Source organism: Salinivibrio costicola subsp. alcaliphilus (assembly GCF_001996185.1).
Classification (GTDB): domain Bacteria; phylum Pseudomonadota; class Gammaproteobacteria; order Enterobacterales; family Vibrionaceae; genus Salinivibrio; species Salinivibrio costicola.
Map to the genome: position 1 here is coordinate 1 of NZ_MUFR01000007.1, position 15,228 is coordinate 15,228.

Annotated in this window: 13 protein-coding genes and 5 tRNA genes; 8 read left to right on the forward strand and 10 right to left on the reverse strand. The window is 51.1% G+C overall.

Going from position 1 to position 15,228, the window contains the following annotated elements; genetic code table 11:
* Positions 1-15 precede the first annotated feature (15 nt).
* The 6 genes from BZJ21_RS03565 to BZJ21_RS03590 all read left to right on the forward strand — a co-directional run bounded on the left by BZJ21_RS03565 (position 16) and on the right by BZJ21_RS03590 (position 1,882).
* Positions 16-91: transfer RNA gene (locus BZJ21_RS03565), tRNA-Phe, on the forward strand.
* A gap of 45 nt (positions 92-136) precedes the next feature.
* Positions 137-212: transfer RNA gene (locus tag BZJ21_RS03570), tRNA-Thr, on the forward strand.
* 2 nt (positions 213-214) lie between these two features.
* A tRNA-Phe gene (locus BZJ21_RS03575) sits at positions 215-290 on the forward strand.
* A 4-nt stretch (positions 291-294) separates the two neighbouring features.
* Positions 295-370 (forward strand) — tRNA-Asn (locus BZJ21_RS03580).
* A 68-nt stretch (positions 371-438) separates the two neighbouring features.
* Positions 439-514: transfer RNA gene (locus tag BZJ21_RS03585), tRNA-Phe, on the forward strand.
* A gap of 108 nt (positions 515-622) precedes the next feature.
* Positions 623-1,882, forward strand: coding sequence for an HD-GYP domain-containing protein (locus BZJ21_RS03590; protein WP_077669140.1), 1,260 nt, complete (start codon positions 623-625; stop codon positions 1,880-1,882).
* On the opposite strand, the gene panC is transcribed toward BZJ21_RS03590, so the two are convergent.
* The 8 genes from panC to thpR form a co-directional block, all read right to left on the reverse strand.
* Positions 1,879-2,772 (reverse strand): pantoate--beta-alanine ligase, encoded by an 894-nt coding sequence (gene panC / locus BZJ21_RS03595; protein WP_077660093.1) that lies wholly within the window; start codon positions 2,770-2,772, stop codon positions 1,879-1,881. The genes BZJ21_RS03590 and panC overlap by 4 nt on opposite strands.
* Positions 2,773-2,783: 11 nt before the next feature.
* A complete protein-coding gene (gene panB, locus BZJ21_RS03600) occupies positions 2,784-3,578 on the reverse strand; it encodes a 3-methyl-2-oxobutanoate hydroxymethyltransferase (RefSeq protein WP_021024199.1) in 795 nt (264 codons plus the stop codon).
* 35 nt (positions 3,579-3,613) lie between these two features.
* The gene (gene folK, locus BZJ21_RS03605) at positions 3,614-4,105 is read right to left on the reverse strand and encodes a 2-amino-4-hydroxy-6-hydroxymethyldihydropteridine diphosphokinase (RefSeq protein ID WP_077459828.1); all 492 of its coding nucleotides are present in this window, start codon (positions 4,103-4,105) and stop codon (positions 3,614-3,616) included.
* Entirely contained in the window at positions 4,102-5,499 is a 1,398-nt protein-coding gene (pcnB, locus tag BZJ21_RS03610; protein WP_077576185.1) for a polynucleotide adenylyltransferase PcnB, read from the reverse strand. Before pcnB ends, folK begins: the two co-directional genes overlap by 4 nt.
* 79 nt (positions 5,500-5,578) lie before the next feature.
* Entirely contained in the window at positions 5,579-6,463 is an 885-nt protein-coding gene (gluQRS, locus tag BZJ21_RS03615; protein WP_021024196.1) for a tRNA glutamyl-Q(34) synthetase GluQRS, read from the reverse strand.
* Between the two features lie 197 nt (positions 6,464-6,660).
* Positions 6,661-7,110, reverse strand: coding sequence for an RNA polymerase-binding protein DksA (gene dksA, locus BZJ21_RS03620; protein WP_021024195.1), 450 nt, complete (start codon positions 7,108-7,110; stop codon positions 6,661-6,663).
* A gap of 123 nt (positions 7,111-7,233) precedes the next feature.
* A complete protein-coding gene (gene sfsA / locus BZJ21_RS03625) occupies positions 7,234-7,956 on the reverse strand; it encodes a DNA/RNA nuclease SfsA (RefSeq protein WP_077576186.1) in 723 nt (240 codons plus the stop codon).
* A 19-nt stretch (positions 7,957-7,975) separates the two neighbouring features.
* On the reverse strand, positions 7,976-8,527 hold the full coding sequence (gene thpR, locus BZJ21_RS03630; RefSeq protein WP_077669141.1) for an RNA 2',3'-cyclic phosphodiesterase: 552 nt from the start codon (positions 8,525-8,527) through the stop codon (positions 7,976-7,978).
* A 65-nt stretch (positions 8,528-8,592) separates the two neighbouring features.
* On the opposite strand from thpR, the gene hrpB reads away from it, so the two are divergent.
* Together hrpB and mrcB are read left to right on the forward strand one after the other, a co-directional pair.
* On the forward strand, positions 8,593-11,046 hold the full coding sequence (hrpB, locus tag BZJ21_RS03635) for an ATP-dependent helicase HrpB (protein WP_077669142.1): 2,454 nt from the start codon (positions 8,593-8,595) through the stop codon (positions 11,044-11,046).
* Positions 11,047-11,054: 8 nt separating this feature from the next.
* Entirely contained in the window at positions 11,055-13,397 is a 2,343-nt protein-coding gene (gene mrcB, locus BZJ21_RS03640) for a penicillin-binding protein 1B (RefSeq protein ID WP_077669143.1), read from the forward strand.
* 84 nt (positions 13,398-13,481) lie between these two features.
* Here the strand turns inward: mrcB and BZJ21_RS03645 are convergent, their stop codons facing one another.
* Both BZJ21_RS03645 and BZJ21_RS03650 read right to left on the reverse strand, forming a co-directional pair.
* A complete protein-coding gene (locus tag BZJ21_RS03645; RefSeq protein ID WP_077459834.1) occupies positions 13,482-14,252 on the reverse strand; it encodes an ABC transporter permease in 771 nt (256 codons plus the stop codon).
* Entirely contained in the window at positions 14,249-15,172 is a 924-nt protein-coding gene (locus BZJ21_RS03650; RefSeq protein WP_021024189.1) for an ABC transporter ATP-binding protein, read from the reverse strand. The genes BZJ21_RS03645 and BZJ21_RS03650 overlap by 4 nt, the downstream gene beginning before the upstream one ends.
* Positions 15,173-15,228: the final 56 nt, after the last annotated feature.

Sequence of the window (15,228 nt, forward strand, 5' to 3'; positions counted from 1 at the left end):
AATAACGCCCCGTTAGCCCGGATAGCTCAGTCGGTAGAGCAGGGGATTGAAAATCCCCGTGTCGGTGGTTCGATTCCGCCTCCGGGCACCATATAATGAAATAATGGTGTGACACACAGTATTTCGCGATTTGTGTGCCGGCTTAGCTCAGTTGGTAGAGCAACTGACTTGTAATCAGTAGGTCGCCAGTTCGACTCCGGCAGCCGGCACCATTGCCTCGATAGCTCAGTTGGTAGAGCAGGGGATTGAAAATCCCCGTGTCGGTGGTTCGATTCCGCCTCGAGGCACCATTATTCCCCCATAGTTCAGTTGGTAGAACGGCGGACTGTTAATCCGTATGTCACTGGTTCGAGTCCAGTTGGGGGAGCCACTTTTAAAGAAAGCGCTAGTCCGAAGGCTAGCGCTTTTTTGAAGTTTACATGTTATAACATGTAAAACGCCCGGATAGCTCAGTCGGTAGAGCAGGGGATTGAAAATCCCCGTGTCGGTGGTTCGATTCCGCCTCCGGGCACCATATTAGAAATAGCCCTACTCTCTCGAGTGGGGCTTTTTTTATGCTAATCTATGTGCTAATTCTTTCTTCTCATGATTTCTCATCTCATGGAACGAGTGCCGTATCCACATGTCAGCTAGCATCAAACTGTCTACAGACAGACTTCAAGCCGGTCTTTATATCAAACTCCCCTTAAAATGGCGTGAGCACCCTTTTATGCTCAACCGCTTTCAAATCGAGAGTGACGCCCAAGCTAAGCTGATACGCTCTCTACCCACGAGCTTTGTTTATTACTATCCAGATAAAAGTACCGCCGTGCCCTTGCCTGCGCTGGCAGAAAAAAAAGAAAATCCAGATGAAATTGACCCAAACGCGGTCAGCCGAGACAAAGAGGCAATGGAGCGAGAAAAACAACAGCGCATAGAAGAACAGCGTCGCTTTCATGCTCGGATCCAAAAAGTACAGAAACACTATCAGCGTTCAATGGCACAACTACGTGCTATCAATATGAAAGCCTCAAACCGCCCTCAGGCAGCCAACGAGGATGTTCGTATGCTGGTTGATAGCATGATGCTATTTGGCAGTGAATCGAATGTCACCTTGCATCTGATGGATGATCCGACATTGGCGGAAGATATGTATGCGCACTCGCTAAACGTTGCCGTCTTAGCTTTAATGGTGGCACGCAGTCATGGCTATAACAACGATCAGATTCGCTCCCTCATGACAGGCGCGATATTGCATGACATTGGGACCAAAAAAGTCCCCTCTGCGATTGTCCGTAAAAAAGAGCGTTTAACCGACCCTGAAATGAACTACTACCGTCAGCACGTGAACTATGGCGCGGAATTAGTAGCAGACATGGACGAATGCACGCCCGAAGTCGAGGCTATCATTGCTCAACATCATGAATTTGCCGATGGTAGTGGGTTTCCAAAAGGTCTGAATGGTGATGAGATTGAGGAGCCTGCGCAGATTGTTGGCATGGTTAACTTTTTCGATCGCTTATGCCGCCCACAGTTTGGTGCGCCCGCTCGTATGCCCTTTGCGGCTTTGTCTCACTTGTTTAAAGAGAATAAAGCAAAGTTTAATCCGCGTCTGCTAGCGTTATTCGTCAAGATGATGGGCGTCTACCCGCCCGGTACAGTGGTTAAACTCTCTAATGAGGAAGTCGGTATTATTATTTCGGTTAACAGCACCGCACTGCTCAAACCAAATGTGATGATTTATGATCCCGACATTCCGTCGGATCAAGCGACCATTATTGACATGCGTGATAGTGAACTAGAGATAGACACGGCCGTGCCTATCTCTAAACTCCCTGAGGAGGTGAAAGCGTACTTAAAACCAAGGACACGTATTTCGTACTTTATGGATGCAGACAGTTAGTGGTTCGCGGTCTCTGTCTTGTCCGCTTTTTCCGTCGCACGCTGTAAATCGACCATGAAGTTATCAATCAAGCGTGTGGTACCGAGGTAAGCCGCCACCAAAATAACCGCTTGGCGGCTATTATCAGTGATCGTCCCTAGCGAGTCAGCATCGCGGATGTAGAACTCGTCGGGCTGAAGACCCGCAGCACGCAGCTGATCGTGCGCATCCTCAATCAGATCATCCAGATCACGCCGTCCATTACGCATTTGCGCACTCATCCAACGCATCGTTTTTGCGAGCACAGGGGCACGCTGGCGCTCATCCACGGTTAAATTGTTATTGCGAGAGCTCATGGCTAAACCATCGCTTTCACGCACGGTTGGCACACCAATAATATCAATCGGCATCGCCATATCTGTAACCATTTTGCGGATGACAGCAAGCTGCTGGAAATCTTTTTCCCCAAAACACGCTACATTAGGCTGCACGAGGTTGAATAACTTAGTCACCACGGTCGCGACACCACGAAAATGGCCCGGACGAGACGCGCCCTCTAGCATGGATGAGAGTTTTGGTACCTCAACCGCTGTATGTGCCTCAAGGCCGTGAGGATAGAGGGTATCAACGCTTGGCGTAAAGACAAGATCGACACCTTCTTCACGCAACTTGGTTAAGTCATCATCCAAGGTGCGCGGGTAGTTAGCCAGATCGTCAGCGCGATCAAATTGCATGGGATTAACAAATATACTAACCACCACCACATCTCCCTGCTCTCGGGCTTTACGGACTAAGGTTAAGTGGCCTTGATGTAAGTTTCCCATGGTGGGCACAAACGCAATACGCTTGGCCGCTTTTTGCCACTGGCCGACGTGATCGCGCAGTGGCGCAACCTCAGAAATTATCTGCATACTCGGTCTCTCTATTTAAACGTGTGGGCGGGACCGGGAAATTCGCCGCTCGCCACTTCTTGCACGTACTTGGCCACCGCTTCGCGGGCATCACCTGTTTCTGCCAAATAGTTTTTCGAGAATTTGGGCATATAGTTAGCCGATACGCCAAGCATATCGTGCATGACCAAAATCTGACCATCGGTGTCACTGCCGGCTCCAATACCGATGACAGGTACCGAGACGGTGTCGGTAATCCGCTTGGCGAGTGACGCTGGCACGCACTCAAGTAGGATGATTTGTGCACCTGCCTGCTCTAGTGCAACGGCGTCGGCCACCATCTGTTCGGCTTTTTCATCGTCACGCCCTTGCACGCGAAAGCCGCCGAAGATATTCACCGATTGCGGTGTCAGGCCCAGGTGCGCGCAAACCGGCACCGCACGTTCAGTCAACATTTTTACGGTTGGTGCTAACCAGGCACCGCCCTCAATTTTGACCATGTTGGCGCCCGCTTTCATCAATTCAGCGGCATTCGTACACGCCTGCTCGGGGGTTGTACAGCTCATAAATGGCATATCGGCCATTAACAAGCTATTCGGGCTGCCTGCACGCACGCAACGCGTATGATAGGCCAAATCGGCAACGGATACGGATAAGGTATCGCTTTTCCCTTGTAGCACCATACCTAAGGAGTCGCCCACCAGCAAAACAGGGACATCCTGTTGCTCGAACAGCTGAGCAAAGCTCGCATCATAGGCGGTAAGGGATGCAAACTTTTGTCCTTGTTGCTTCCATGTGATCAGATCAGTAATTGTGATTTTTTTCATTGTGTCTCCCAAAGCCTGAAACTGGGGCCCACCGATTAAGCGTGATCGCAGATACGGGTTAAACCGTTACGATCCACGCGCGTCAGGCACGCGGCGAGCGTACTGCCATCCGGCAAGCACAAGTCGGGGGCGATGTCGGCAAGTGGATAAAGCACGAACTCACGTACTTTCATGCCGTAATGTGGCACCGTCAGTCGTGGATGCTCGATAACACGGTCACCATAAAGCAAAATGTCGAGATCTAAGGTTCTTGGGCCCCAACGTTCTGCTTTGCGTTCCCTGCCATAATCAAGCTCAATCGCTTGCGTGGCATCCAATAGTGTCAGAGGGTCAAGGTAGGTGTCCAGCGCAGCCACTGCATTGACATAATCAGGCTGATCCGCTGGCCCCATTGGCCGACTGGTATAAAGAGAAGACACGGCCACCCAAGAACTTTGCGGCAGTGTTTTTAGTGCCGCAATCGCCTGTTGTGCTTTTTTTATCGGCTCACCTAGGTTGCTGCCAATCGCTATATACACTCGGTTCATGCGTCTGAGTTCGACTGCGGTTTGCGCCGACGCGGCGGCCCTTTACGACGGCGTGATTTAGGAGAGCGCGTGTTGCTAACCTTATTGATCGCACGCACCATTTTTTGACGCCCACCCTGATCGGCGCGTTGAAAGTCTCGCCACCACGCACACAATGCTTCCGTGTCATCACCTTCTACCGCACCGCGCATTTCTAGCAAATCAAACGCCGCGCGGAATTTTTTCTCTTCCAACGTTTTGAATGCGCGCGCTCCCGTACGACGGGTCATGCGCATTTGTAATTGCCAGACTTCTCGCACCATCGCGGTAAAACGGCGAGGGATGGCAACGGTTTTTACTTGTTCGTCAACAATATCACTCGCCGCTACCATAAAAGCATCGTAGTAACTTAAACCACTTTCAAACGCCATTTCTTCAGCACGTGTCACCAAGGGATACCAAAGCATCGCCGCAAATAAGAAAGCGGGATTGATGCGCTGATCGTTAGCAACGCGTTTATCCGTTGAACGTAACACCTGCTCAAGCATTTGTTCAGTTTGACTAGTTTGCGCTTCAGTAAAATGGGCCGCGACCGCAGGGAAAAGCTGCTGAAATAAGTTGTACTCACGCAGCATTTGGTAGGTTGCAAGCCCCTGCCCCGCTTGCAGCAGCTTTAAGCTTTCTTCAAACATACGTGCCGCGGGAATGTCTTGTAATAAGGGCGCCAACTCAACCATCGGTGCCGCGGTTGCATCATTAATGGTCATGTCCAGCTTCACCGCAAAACGCACGGCTCGAAGCATACGTACCGGATCTTCTCGATAGCGCGTTTCTGGGTCCCCGATCAGGCGAACAATGCGATTGTTTAGATCGTCCAGTCCACCGGCATAATCACGAATAGAGAAGTCAGCAATGTTGTAATACAGTCCATTAATGGTGAAGTCGCGGCGCTGCGCATCTTCATCAATGGTGCCGTAGACATTATCGCGCAGCAGCATACCGTCTTCAGAACGTGCTGTTTGCTTGTCTTTTTTGTCTGGCTCGCTTTTGCCGTGATGACCTCGAAAAGTTGCCACTTCAATCACATCTCGTCCAAACAAAATATGGGCAAGGCGAAAACGGCGGCCAATCAGACGACAATTACGGAATAACTTTCGCACCTCATCCGGTGTGGCATTGGTGGCGATATCAAAGTCTTTAGGTTCGCGATCCAATAGCAGATCGCGCACCCCTCCGCCAACGAGGTACGCTTCATAGCCCGCTTTATGCAGGCGATAGAGCACTTTCAGCGCATTTTCGCTGATACCTTTGCGCGAAATGCCGTGTGCTTTGCGGGGGATAACTTCCAACTTAAGATCCTCAATTGCTCGTGTTTTACCATCACGATTCAGAACCTTACGGCAAAAGCTGGTCACTCGATTAAAGATAGCTCACCTCATATTTGATTGTTCGGGCCATGAAACAGCGGCATATAATATATCAGGGTGGGCCATTTTAGAATGCTGTCGTCACTTCCGTTTGTTTGGGTAAGTGCGTCAACGACCACGTATTGACCGCAAGATTTAGTAATTCAGTAGGCGTTGCCACCTTTTCCTCTGCGACTGCGTGTAAACCAAGAAACCGCATCGCTGCACGTAACGCAGGCAGCGGGGCTTGATTATCAATAGCTGGCGCACGATTTTGTTTCGATAGTTTTTGCCCCTCCGCATTTAATGCCAACGGGAGGTGCAGGTAGTGCGGCAGTCGCGCGCCTAACAGACGATATAATCCAATATGGCGTCCCGTTGGAACAATTAAATCCGCTCCTCGGACAATGTCTGTGACCCCTTGGTCAATATCGTCTAACACGACGGCAAGATTATACGCATAGAGCCCATCCCGGCGCTTAATAATAAAGTCTTCGTTAGCCAATTGCTGATCAAGAGGCAACGAACCATGCAGTCGATCGTTAAACGCTAACACTTCAACCGGACTTTTTAGCCTCACCGCAGCGTGTTCAGCCGCTTTGTTTTTATCTCGGCACCAACCTGGATAGACGCCACCTGCCTGTTTAATTTGACGCCGTGTACACGTGCAATAATACGCGCGCCCTGACGCGAGCCAAGCATCAATTTGCGCCTGATAGTCACCTAGATGCTGGCTTTGATAACGAACCGCACCATCCCAATATAGGCCGTACGCCTCAAGCGTGCGCAGAATCTCACTGGCCGCGCCCGGCTTTTCTCGTGGCGGATCGATATCTTCAATCCGTACCAGCCATCGGCCATGATGGGCACGAGCATCTAAATAAGAGCCCAGCGCAGCCACCAATGAGCCAAAGTGTAAAGGTCCTGATGGCGACGGCGCAAAACGACCGATATAAGCAGCGTGCGATGTCATGATAAACGAATGAACTCGGGTCTCAGCGCCATGGGCGGATAATGAATAGCGCAAATTGTACGGGGATCTTGCATGAACACAAGCGTCTACAAACACAAAAAGGGAGCCGAAGCTCCCTTTTATTTTATGGGGTGATTACTATTTTGTGGGATGATAGCCGCCCGCGATATTTTTGCGCGCGACTCCCTCAGTGATGATTATCCCGCCATTTGCTTTTCTTTCAGCTCAGCGAGTGTTTTACAATCAATACATAGCTCGGCGGTTGGACGCGCTTCTAAGCGACGAACGCCAATCTCGATGCCACATGAGTCGCAAAAGCCAAAATCATCGTCTTCGATACGCTGGAGTGTCTTATCAATTTTCTTGATCAGCTTACGCTCACGATCTCGGTTACGTAACTCTAGGTTAAATTCCTCTTCCTGCGCTGCACGATCGACAGGATCGGGGAAATTTGCCGCCTCATCTTTCATATGATTCATGGTGCGGTCGACTTCTTCCCTGAGCTGATTACGCCATGCATTGAGGATTTTACGGAAATGCTCGAGCTGTGGCTCGCCCATATATTCCTCTCCAGGTTTCTCCTGGTATGGCTCTAATCCAGCTAAGGCCAGGATGCCCAGCGATTTCTTTTCTTTGCTTTCTGGCATTCAGCTTCTCCTAAAAAAACTTGACATGACACGTGTCTGTCAAATGAGGGCGCTATCTATAGCAGAAAGCCTTTAGGGTGGCAATCTTTGATTTACGCCCCGCAACGCCCAATGTGAACATGCTTACACTTTTGTTGTGTGAGCAACAAAAGGTACGGAATTAACCAGATTTAGCTCACTCGCTGACACCTGAGCTTGATAGCAAATGACTTCAACCCCCGAGGCCAGCGCATAATTGAGCAGCTGGTTATAATCCGGGTCGATATGGGGGGCTCCTGTGACTTTTTCAATCCCCGAGTGCAAAACAACAAACAATAAAACCGCGCGGTGTCCTTGTTCGACCATCGCAATCAGCTCACGGAGGTGTTTTTGTCCTCGCGTCGATACAGCATCAGGGAATGCGCCCCAACCATCACCCTCTAATAAAGTGACACTCTTCACTTCTATATAGCAGTCGGGTTTGTCATCGTCACGTAACAGCAAATCAATACGGCTATTTTCGCTGCCATAGCGTACTTCTGTCTGTAATTGTGCATAACCGGCTAGTTCAGGGATACGGTCAGCTTGCACCGCTTCAACGGCCAAGGTATTGGCACGCGTGGTGTTCACGCAAATCCAATCTCCCTGCTGAGTATGATTGAGCTCCCAACTGTGTGGATACTTACGCTTCGGATTATTTGACGTCGAGTACCACACAGTATCTCCGGGCGTTGCACACCCGGTCATTGCGCCAGTATTGGCACAATGGATAGTCAGGCGCTCGCCATTGTCTAAGGTCACATCGGTCAAAAACCGTTTATAACGACGTACTAAGGTTGCCGACGCTAGTGGTGGGGAAAACTGCATCTGCCGTTCCTGCTGATGATTAACAAAGGCTGAATTGATGCAGGCATTGGTATAACGCCCGCCCCTCATTGTCTCGCGGTATCGATTCATCCGACGCGGAGGAAGACGAAGCATATAAGCCAAAGCGTTGACAGGCAAATGTCTGTGTTGGCAAAGGTGGCAGGTGTAAGGCTTGTTGATGCTTAACGCCACGACGCAAGGTAATATGCGGAGTAAACGCATGACTGTCCGCTTTAGCGTGCCAAACAGGTAAGGTTTGTAAGTGATGGGCTAGATCAAACAATTCCGGCGGGGGTTGGTTGAACGTCACACACGCAATTTTCGGCTGCTCCCATACTTCAACACCTGAGGTAGTGAGAGAAAACGCAGGCAGAGCCAGGTTACTTGCCGCGGTTTGGAGCGCAGGGAGCTTAGTATCAGGGACCTCACCCAAAAACGCCAAGGTGAGATGTAAGTTCTGATCGGGCACCGCGCGCGCCTCACCACAAAGATGATGGTTGTAGCGAACAAGTTGCTCCCGAGCGGCTTGATTGGTTTTCTCGTCCAAACCTAATGCGAAAAATAGTCGCATGGGCTCTCCTTTTACACTCAGTCCGTTAAAATAGCGGCTTTGATTCTGACACAAAGGGCAAATTCTTGTCTCAGCTTCCGATTGATACCGTGATTCCTGACCTTATCGCCGGGCTATCAACGCATCCACAGATCATCGTCTCCGCGCCACCGGGGGCCGGGAAGTCAACACGCTTGCCACTCGCGCTGCTTGAGCAGACAACGCGAGAGGGAAAAATCGTGTTGCTGGAGCCGCGTCGGCTTGCGGCGCGCAATATTGCCCGCTTCCTCGCCCATCATTTGAATGAGCCTATCGGCCAAACGGTCGGGTTAAGAATGCGTGGCGAGACAAAAGTCAGTGCTAACACACGATTAGAAGTCGTGACCGAGGGGGTGATGACCCGCTTACTGCAAACTGACCCCATGCTCGACGGTGTGAACCTGATTTTATTCGACGAGTTTCACGAACGCAGTTTACATGCTGATCTTGCCCTCGCATTAAGCTTAGATTGCCAAGCAGGATTACGTGACGATCTGCGCTTGGTCGTCATGTCCGCCACCTTAGATAATCAAGCCTTATGTCAGTATTTGCCCAACGCACTCACACTCGCCACTGAGGGGCGCAGTTTCCCGATTCATTATCAGTATCACCCGCTTTCACGGCACACACCGTGGGCAAGTGCTGTTGCCAGTGCGAGCTTGGATTTTATGGCTCAGCACAGCGGCTCGGCACTGCTTTTTCTTCCCGGTATGAGCGCAATTCGACAGGTTCATGAGGCCATTAAAGGGCGCCTTGCTAATGACATGGATCTCCACTTACTCCACGGCAGCCTTGATATTTCAGCCCAGCAAGCGGCTATTTATCCCGCACCGGCTGGCATGCGCAAGTTAGTACTCACCACCAACATTGCTGAGACCAGCTTAACCATTGAAGGGATCCAGCTGGTGATTGATGCGGGGCTTGAGCGCATGATCATGCATCAAGCGCAAACGGGCCTTGATAAGCTGGTGACAAGACAAGTCACGCGCAGTGCTGCGATCCAACGAGCGGGCCGCGCAGGTCGCCTCGCACATGGACACTGCTTACGGCTTTATAGTGAAGAGCAATTTCAGCGCTTACCAGTTGCACCGACTGCACCTATTTTGCGTGAAGATTTAACCGATCTTGCCCTCAATGTGATCCAGTGGGGCTGCGACGTCAAAGATTTACATTGGCTTGACGTACCGCCCACCAAACATTGGCAAGCCGCCTGTCTAAGACTGACACAATTAGGGCTGATTGATGCACGCCACGGATTAACCACCTTGGGGCAACACGCAAGCCACTTGGCAGCCAGCCCTCGTACTGCCGCCATGTTGGCACGCGTTGAAAAAGCCGATACCTCGACGCTATCCACCGCGTGCTGGCTGGCGGCGTGGGCCGAAAAACCCATGACCTCGGGGGCCTCACTGGCACTTATCGACCAATTGCGCGTAGCGATGTCCTACAAAGACTATCAGCACCGCGCACAGTCACTAGCCCGTAGTGTTGGCATTGCCTTGCAACCTCAGTTCGATGATACCCTACTGCCGCTACTGGCCGCTAACATTTGGCCAGATAGAGTCGCACTGGCACGCGGAAAATCGGGCCGCTTTATGATGGCCAATGGCCACGGCGTCATCTTGGACAGCCAAGACCCACTCAGCCGCGCCGACGCCATCGTCATCTGTGATGTAATGGCCGGTGATCAGGGGGACAGTCGGGCCTATAGTGCGATTGCTCTCTCACTGACTGCGCTTCAAGATGCGCGTCCCGATTTATTTAGCCATCGCGATGTGGTCGCATGGGATGATAAACGTGGCACGCTGAAAGCAGAAAATCAGCAATGTTTGGGCGAATTAGTCCTCGCTTGCGAACCGCTCGACACGCTGAGTGCCGAGCAGCAAACACAAGGGCTATTGGATGCCGTTCGCCAAAAAGGCATTGATGCATTGAATTGGCAGAGCCCCAGCCAGTCCTTGCTAACGCGTGCACGCTGCGCCCAAGCATGGGGATTGGATATTGCGCTGCCGTCACTCAGCGATACAGACTTACTCGCTTCGCTCGATACCTGGCTGGCCCCTTTTATTCATGACATGTCACGCTGGCAAGCGCTCCAGCAATTGGATCTCAAACCCGTGTTGGAAGCCTGGTTCGGCTTTGCGGTGACCAAGCAATTAAATGCGGCACTGCCCACACATATAACAGTGCCAACCGGGTCGCGTTATCCACTGCGTTATACCCCGGACAGTGCACCGGTACTGGCCGTGAAAATGCAAGAAATGTATGGACAGGCACAAACTCCAATGCTCGCCAACGGCCACGTTGCCGTGCAAGTTGAGCTGCTCTCACCCGCCGGACGTCCATTACAAATTACCCAAGATCTCGCCGGCTTTTGGCAAGGGAGTTATAAAGAGGTGCAAAAGGAAATGAAAGGGCGCTACCCTAAGCACCTTTGGCCGGATGATCCGGCTAACCATGCGCCAACGCGTCAAACCAAACGCCGTTTTAACCAGAGTTAATCGATTGTATGGCCGATAAAAAAACACGTTCACACGCGAGCAATAAAAAACGTTCATCACCGAAGCGTCAGCCGAACAAAGCCGCCGCCAAACCGAGCTGGAACAAACGCTTGTTAAGCCTCGGATTGAAGTGCAGCCTGGTGGGAATCGCCGCCGTTGTCATGCTCGGTATTTATCTGGATGGTAAGATACAAGACCGTTTTAGTAGCGGCCAAATTTGGCAGCTTCCGGGCGTGGTGTATGGCCGGGTGATTAACCTCTCACCAGGTAGCGATGTATCACTCCTTCAACTACGTCAGCAATTGGATGCGCTGAATTACCAAAAAGTACGCACGCCGAAGCGCCCTGGTGAGTATTCGGCCTCACAAACACGGCTTGAAATCATTCGTCGTCCGTTTGATTTTGAAGATGGCCCGGCGCCCGCACGACATGCGATGCTGAGCTTTGGCGATAATCAAGTCAACCAGATTACTGACGTTAGCGCCAACCAATCGCTAGGGCTTTTACGCATCGAGCCGAAATTACTGGGCATGATGGAGTCTGGCATCAATGAGCAACGCCTATTTTTACCCCGAGAGCGTTTCCCAGAGTTTTTAGTCGAGGCGTTACTCACCACAGAAGATCGAGATTTTTATCACCATGAAGGCGTTTCACCCTCGGGGATCTTACGCGCATTCGTGGCTAATATTCGCGCCGGTCGTACCGTACAAGGCGGCTCTACCTTAACGCAACAGCTGGCTAAAAACCTCTTTCTCACCCGCGATCGCACCTTGTGGCGAAAAGCGCAAGAAGCCTACATGGCATTGATCCTCGATTTTCGCTACAGCAAGGATAAACTGTTAGAAGCCTACTTTAACGAAGTCTATCTGGGACAAAATCGCGGCGAACCCGTACATGGTTTTCCGTTAGGCGCGCGACTCTATTTTGGACGTCCGATTAGCGAGTTACGGGTAGACCAACTGGCGCTGCTCGTGGGGATGGTAAAAGGGCCTTCCTACTACAACCCGTTCCGCCACCCTGAACGCGCGAAAAGTCGTCGCGATCTGGTGCTACGACTGATGCTAGAGCAAAATCGACTGTCAAGCGCCGATTACCAAGCGGCAGCCAGCCGTCCGCTTGATATTCAAAAAACGCCTACCCTATCGCGTCCTCAACCGGCTTACTTTGATCAACTCAAAGAAGAAATCCGTCATAAAGTCGGTGATAAATATGCCGCTGGCGCTGGGTTACGTATTTTCACCACCCTTGATCCTGTGTCACAGCAAGCGATTGAGCGGGCGGTGACCGAAAAGGTGAAGGCGCTTAAACATCGCGCAGGAAATCAACTAGAAGCCGCCGCCGTGATCGCAGACAGACGAAGTGGCGAGGTCCGTGCCATGGTGGGTGGCGCTCGCCCGGGCTTTGCAGGCTTTAACCGTGCCTTAAATGCGAAACGCGCTATCGGTTCACTCGCCAAACCTGCGGTTTATTTGACTGCATTAAATCAGCCTGAACGCTTTCAGCTCACCAGTAATATTGACGATAAGCCCATTCGTTTAGAAGGCAGTCAAGGGAGCAGTTGGCAACCTCGCAACTATGATCGCCAATACCGCGGCACCGTGTCGTTACTGACCGCCTTGGCAAAATCCTATAACGTGCCAACGGTCAACCTCGGCATGCAACTGGGGTTAGAAAATGTGGTTAACACCTTTGGTCAATTGGGGGCAAAAACTGACACCATTCCACGCGTTCCCTCTCTGCTTCTGGGGGCATTTAGCATGAGCCCATTTGAGGTCACTCAAGTCTACCAAACACTGGGCAATGCAGGGCAAAGGGCCCCATTAACGGCTCTGAGGGCCGTTACTACCAAAGAAGGTCAAGGTTTGTATCAAAACTGGCCCAAAGCGGAACGTGTTGTGCCTGAGCAAGCCGGTTGGCTGACCTTGTATGCGATGAAGCAAGTGGTGAAACAGGGAACTGGGCGTTTCTTACAGCAACGTCATCGCCATGCAGCACTCGCAGGCAAAACGGGGACAACAGATGATAACCGTGATAGCTGGTTCGTCGGTATCGACGACAAAGAAGTCACCACGGTGTGGTTGGGCCGCGATGATAATCAATCGACAGGGCTCACCGGGGCCTCTGGTGCTTTACGTGTTTATGATGATTATTTAAACCGTCGAGGCGCGACACCCTTGGCACTCCCTTGGCCTGCCGACATCACCACCGTGGCGGTCAGCCAACAAGGTAGCCAATACGCGCTAAATTGTCGCGGTGAGACGTCGCTCCCCGTATGGGACATAAATGGCCAGTTTGCCAAGCGATGTCGCCAGCCGGATCCCGTCGGTTGGCTTAAAGGTTTATTTAATTGACACCTTGTCCACTCGATACGCGTTTGTATACCAAACAGCGAGCAAAAAAACGCCCCAGCCATACTGACTGGGGCGGTGTGGTATTTAGCTACGCAAGCCGGTGCCTTTAGAAATCAAGCGCCAAGCCAGCGCGTATAAGCCGATAATAAACAGTAACAGCACCCCAAATGATGTCATGATCCCCACATCGGATACCCCTAAAAAGCCATAGCGAAACGCGTTAACCATATACACGATAGGGTTCAGCTTAGACACCCCTTGCCAAAACTCAGGCAACAGCGACAGCGAATAAAACACGCCACCGAGATACGTTAGCGGGGTCAGTATAAAGGTCGGGATCAGGCTGATATCGTCAAACGTTTTGGCAAAAATGGCGTTAATCAGGCCTCCTAACGCAAACACGGCAGAGGTCAGCGTCACCGTGGTGACCACGATAAATGGATGCGCGATTTGCAAATCCACGAAGAACAAGGACGTCATCGTCACTAAAGCCCCCACCGCTAAGCCACGGCACATGCCTCCGCCAATATAACCGGCAATAATCACATAGTTAGGGATAGGCGCGACTAACAGCTCCTCGATATTATGCTGAAACTTGGCACTAAAAAAAGAAGACGCCACATTGGAGTAGGAGTTAGTGATCACTGACATCATGATTAAGCCAGGAACGATATACTCCATGTAACTGAAACCTTCCATCTGGCCGATACGCGACCCAATCAAATTACCGAAAATGACAAAGTACAAGCTCATGGTAATCGCGGGCGGGACCAAGGTTTGCACCCAGATCCGAGTAAAACGCGCCACTTCTTTATAAATGAGGGTACGAAATGCAATCCAATACAAGGCATTCATGCGTGCTCCTCCCCATTTTTCTGAATTAAGGTGACAAACAACTCTTCTAAACGGTTGGCCTTATTACGCATGGATAATACTTGCACTCCCTGTTGTGACAACTGCTCAAAGACCGGGGTTAATCCCATTGACTTGCTGACCTCCACCTCCAAGGTATTGGTGTCAGTGGTCTGCCAGTTCACGCCCTCAAGCGCATTGAGCTGATGCCCAGGTTGGAGGTCGAGAATAAAGGTCTCAGCATCTAACTTCGATAACAGCGCCTTCATCGAGGTATCTTCGACCAGCTGCCCCCGATTGATAATGCCAATATTACGGCACAGGGTTTCGGCTTCTTCCAGATAATGGGTGGTGAGAATAATAGTGATCCCTTGACGATTAATCTGGCTTAAAAAGTCCCACATAGAACGGCGCAGCTCAATATCGACGCCTGCGGTTGGCTCGTCCAGGATCAGCAAACGCGGCTCGTGCATCAAGGCACGGGCTATCATCAACCGCCGTTTCATTCCACCCGATAAATTACGCGCGGGCTCATGGCGCTTGTCCCACAAATCCAGTTGTGAGAGATATTTCTTCGCACGCTCTTTGGCTTGCGCTCGCGGCACCCCATAGTAGCCAGCTTGGTTCACCACAATCTGCTGCACTTTCTCAAACTGATTAAAGTTGAACTCTTGTGGCACCAGACCAATTTGCTTTTTCGCCTCCACCTTTTGGGTGTCTAAGTCATAGCCAAAAATACTGACCTGCCCTTGGGTTTTATTGACCAGCGAACTCAGTATGCCAATAGTCGTGGATTTCCCCGCGCCATTTGGCCCGAGTAGCGCATAAAAATCGCCCTCCTCGACCGAGAGCGATACGCCTTTCAATGCCTTCACATTGGACCCGTACGTTTTGACGAGATCCTTGATTTCAATTGCTTTCATAAGCTCCCGTTAAGATAAAATCAGCATCATGCTGTCTGACGCATCAATGTTGCTAT

Excerpts from the sequence above, each read along its gene's own strand:
- dksA (WP_021024195.1), bottom strand. The coding sequence starts at position 7,110 with ATGCCAGAAAGCAAAGAAAAGAAATCGCTGGGCATCCTGGCCTTAGCT.
- folK (WP_077459828.1), bottom strand. The coding sequence starts at position 4,105 with ATGAACCGAGTGTATATAGCGATTGGCAGCAACCTAGGTGAGCCGATA.
- panC (WP_077660093.1), bottom strand. The coding sequence starts at position 2,772 with ATGCAGATAATTTCTGAGGTTGCGCCACTGCGCGATCACGTCGGCCAG.
- mrcB (WP_077669143.1), top strand. The coding sequence starts at position 11,055 with ATGGCCGATAAAAAAACACGTTCACACGCGAGCAATAAAAAACGTTCA.
- gluQRS (WP_021024196.1), bottom strand. The coding sequence starts at position 6,463 with ATGACATCGCACGCTGCTTATATCGGTCGTTTTGCGCCGTCGCCATCA.
- BZJ21_RS03590 (WP_077669140.1), top strand. The coding sequence starts at position 623 with ATGTCAGCTAGCATCAAACTGTCTACAGACAGACTTCAAGCCGGTCTT.
- thpR (WP_077669141.1), bottom strand. The coding sequence starts at position 8,527 with ATGCGACTATTTTTCGCATTAGGTTTGGACGAGAAAACCAATCAAGCC.
- panB (WP_021024199.1), bottom strand. The coding sequence starts at position 3,578 with ATGAAAAAAATCACAATTACTGATCTGATCACATGGAAGCAACAAGGA.
- sfsA (WP_077576186.1), bottom strand. The coding sequence starts at position 7,956 with ATGCAGTTTTCCCCACCACTAGCGTCGGCAACCTTAGTACGTCGTTAT.
- BZJ21_RS03645 (WP_077459834.1), bottom strand. The coding sequence starts at position 14,252 with ATGAATGCCTTGTATTGGATTGCATTTCGTACCCTCATTTATAAAGAA.
- BZJ21_RS03650 (WP_021024189.1), bottom strand. The coding sequence starts at position 15,172 with ATGAAAGCAATTGAAATCAAGGATCTCGTCAAAACGTACGGGTCCAAT.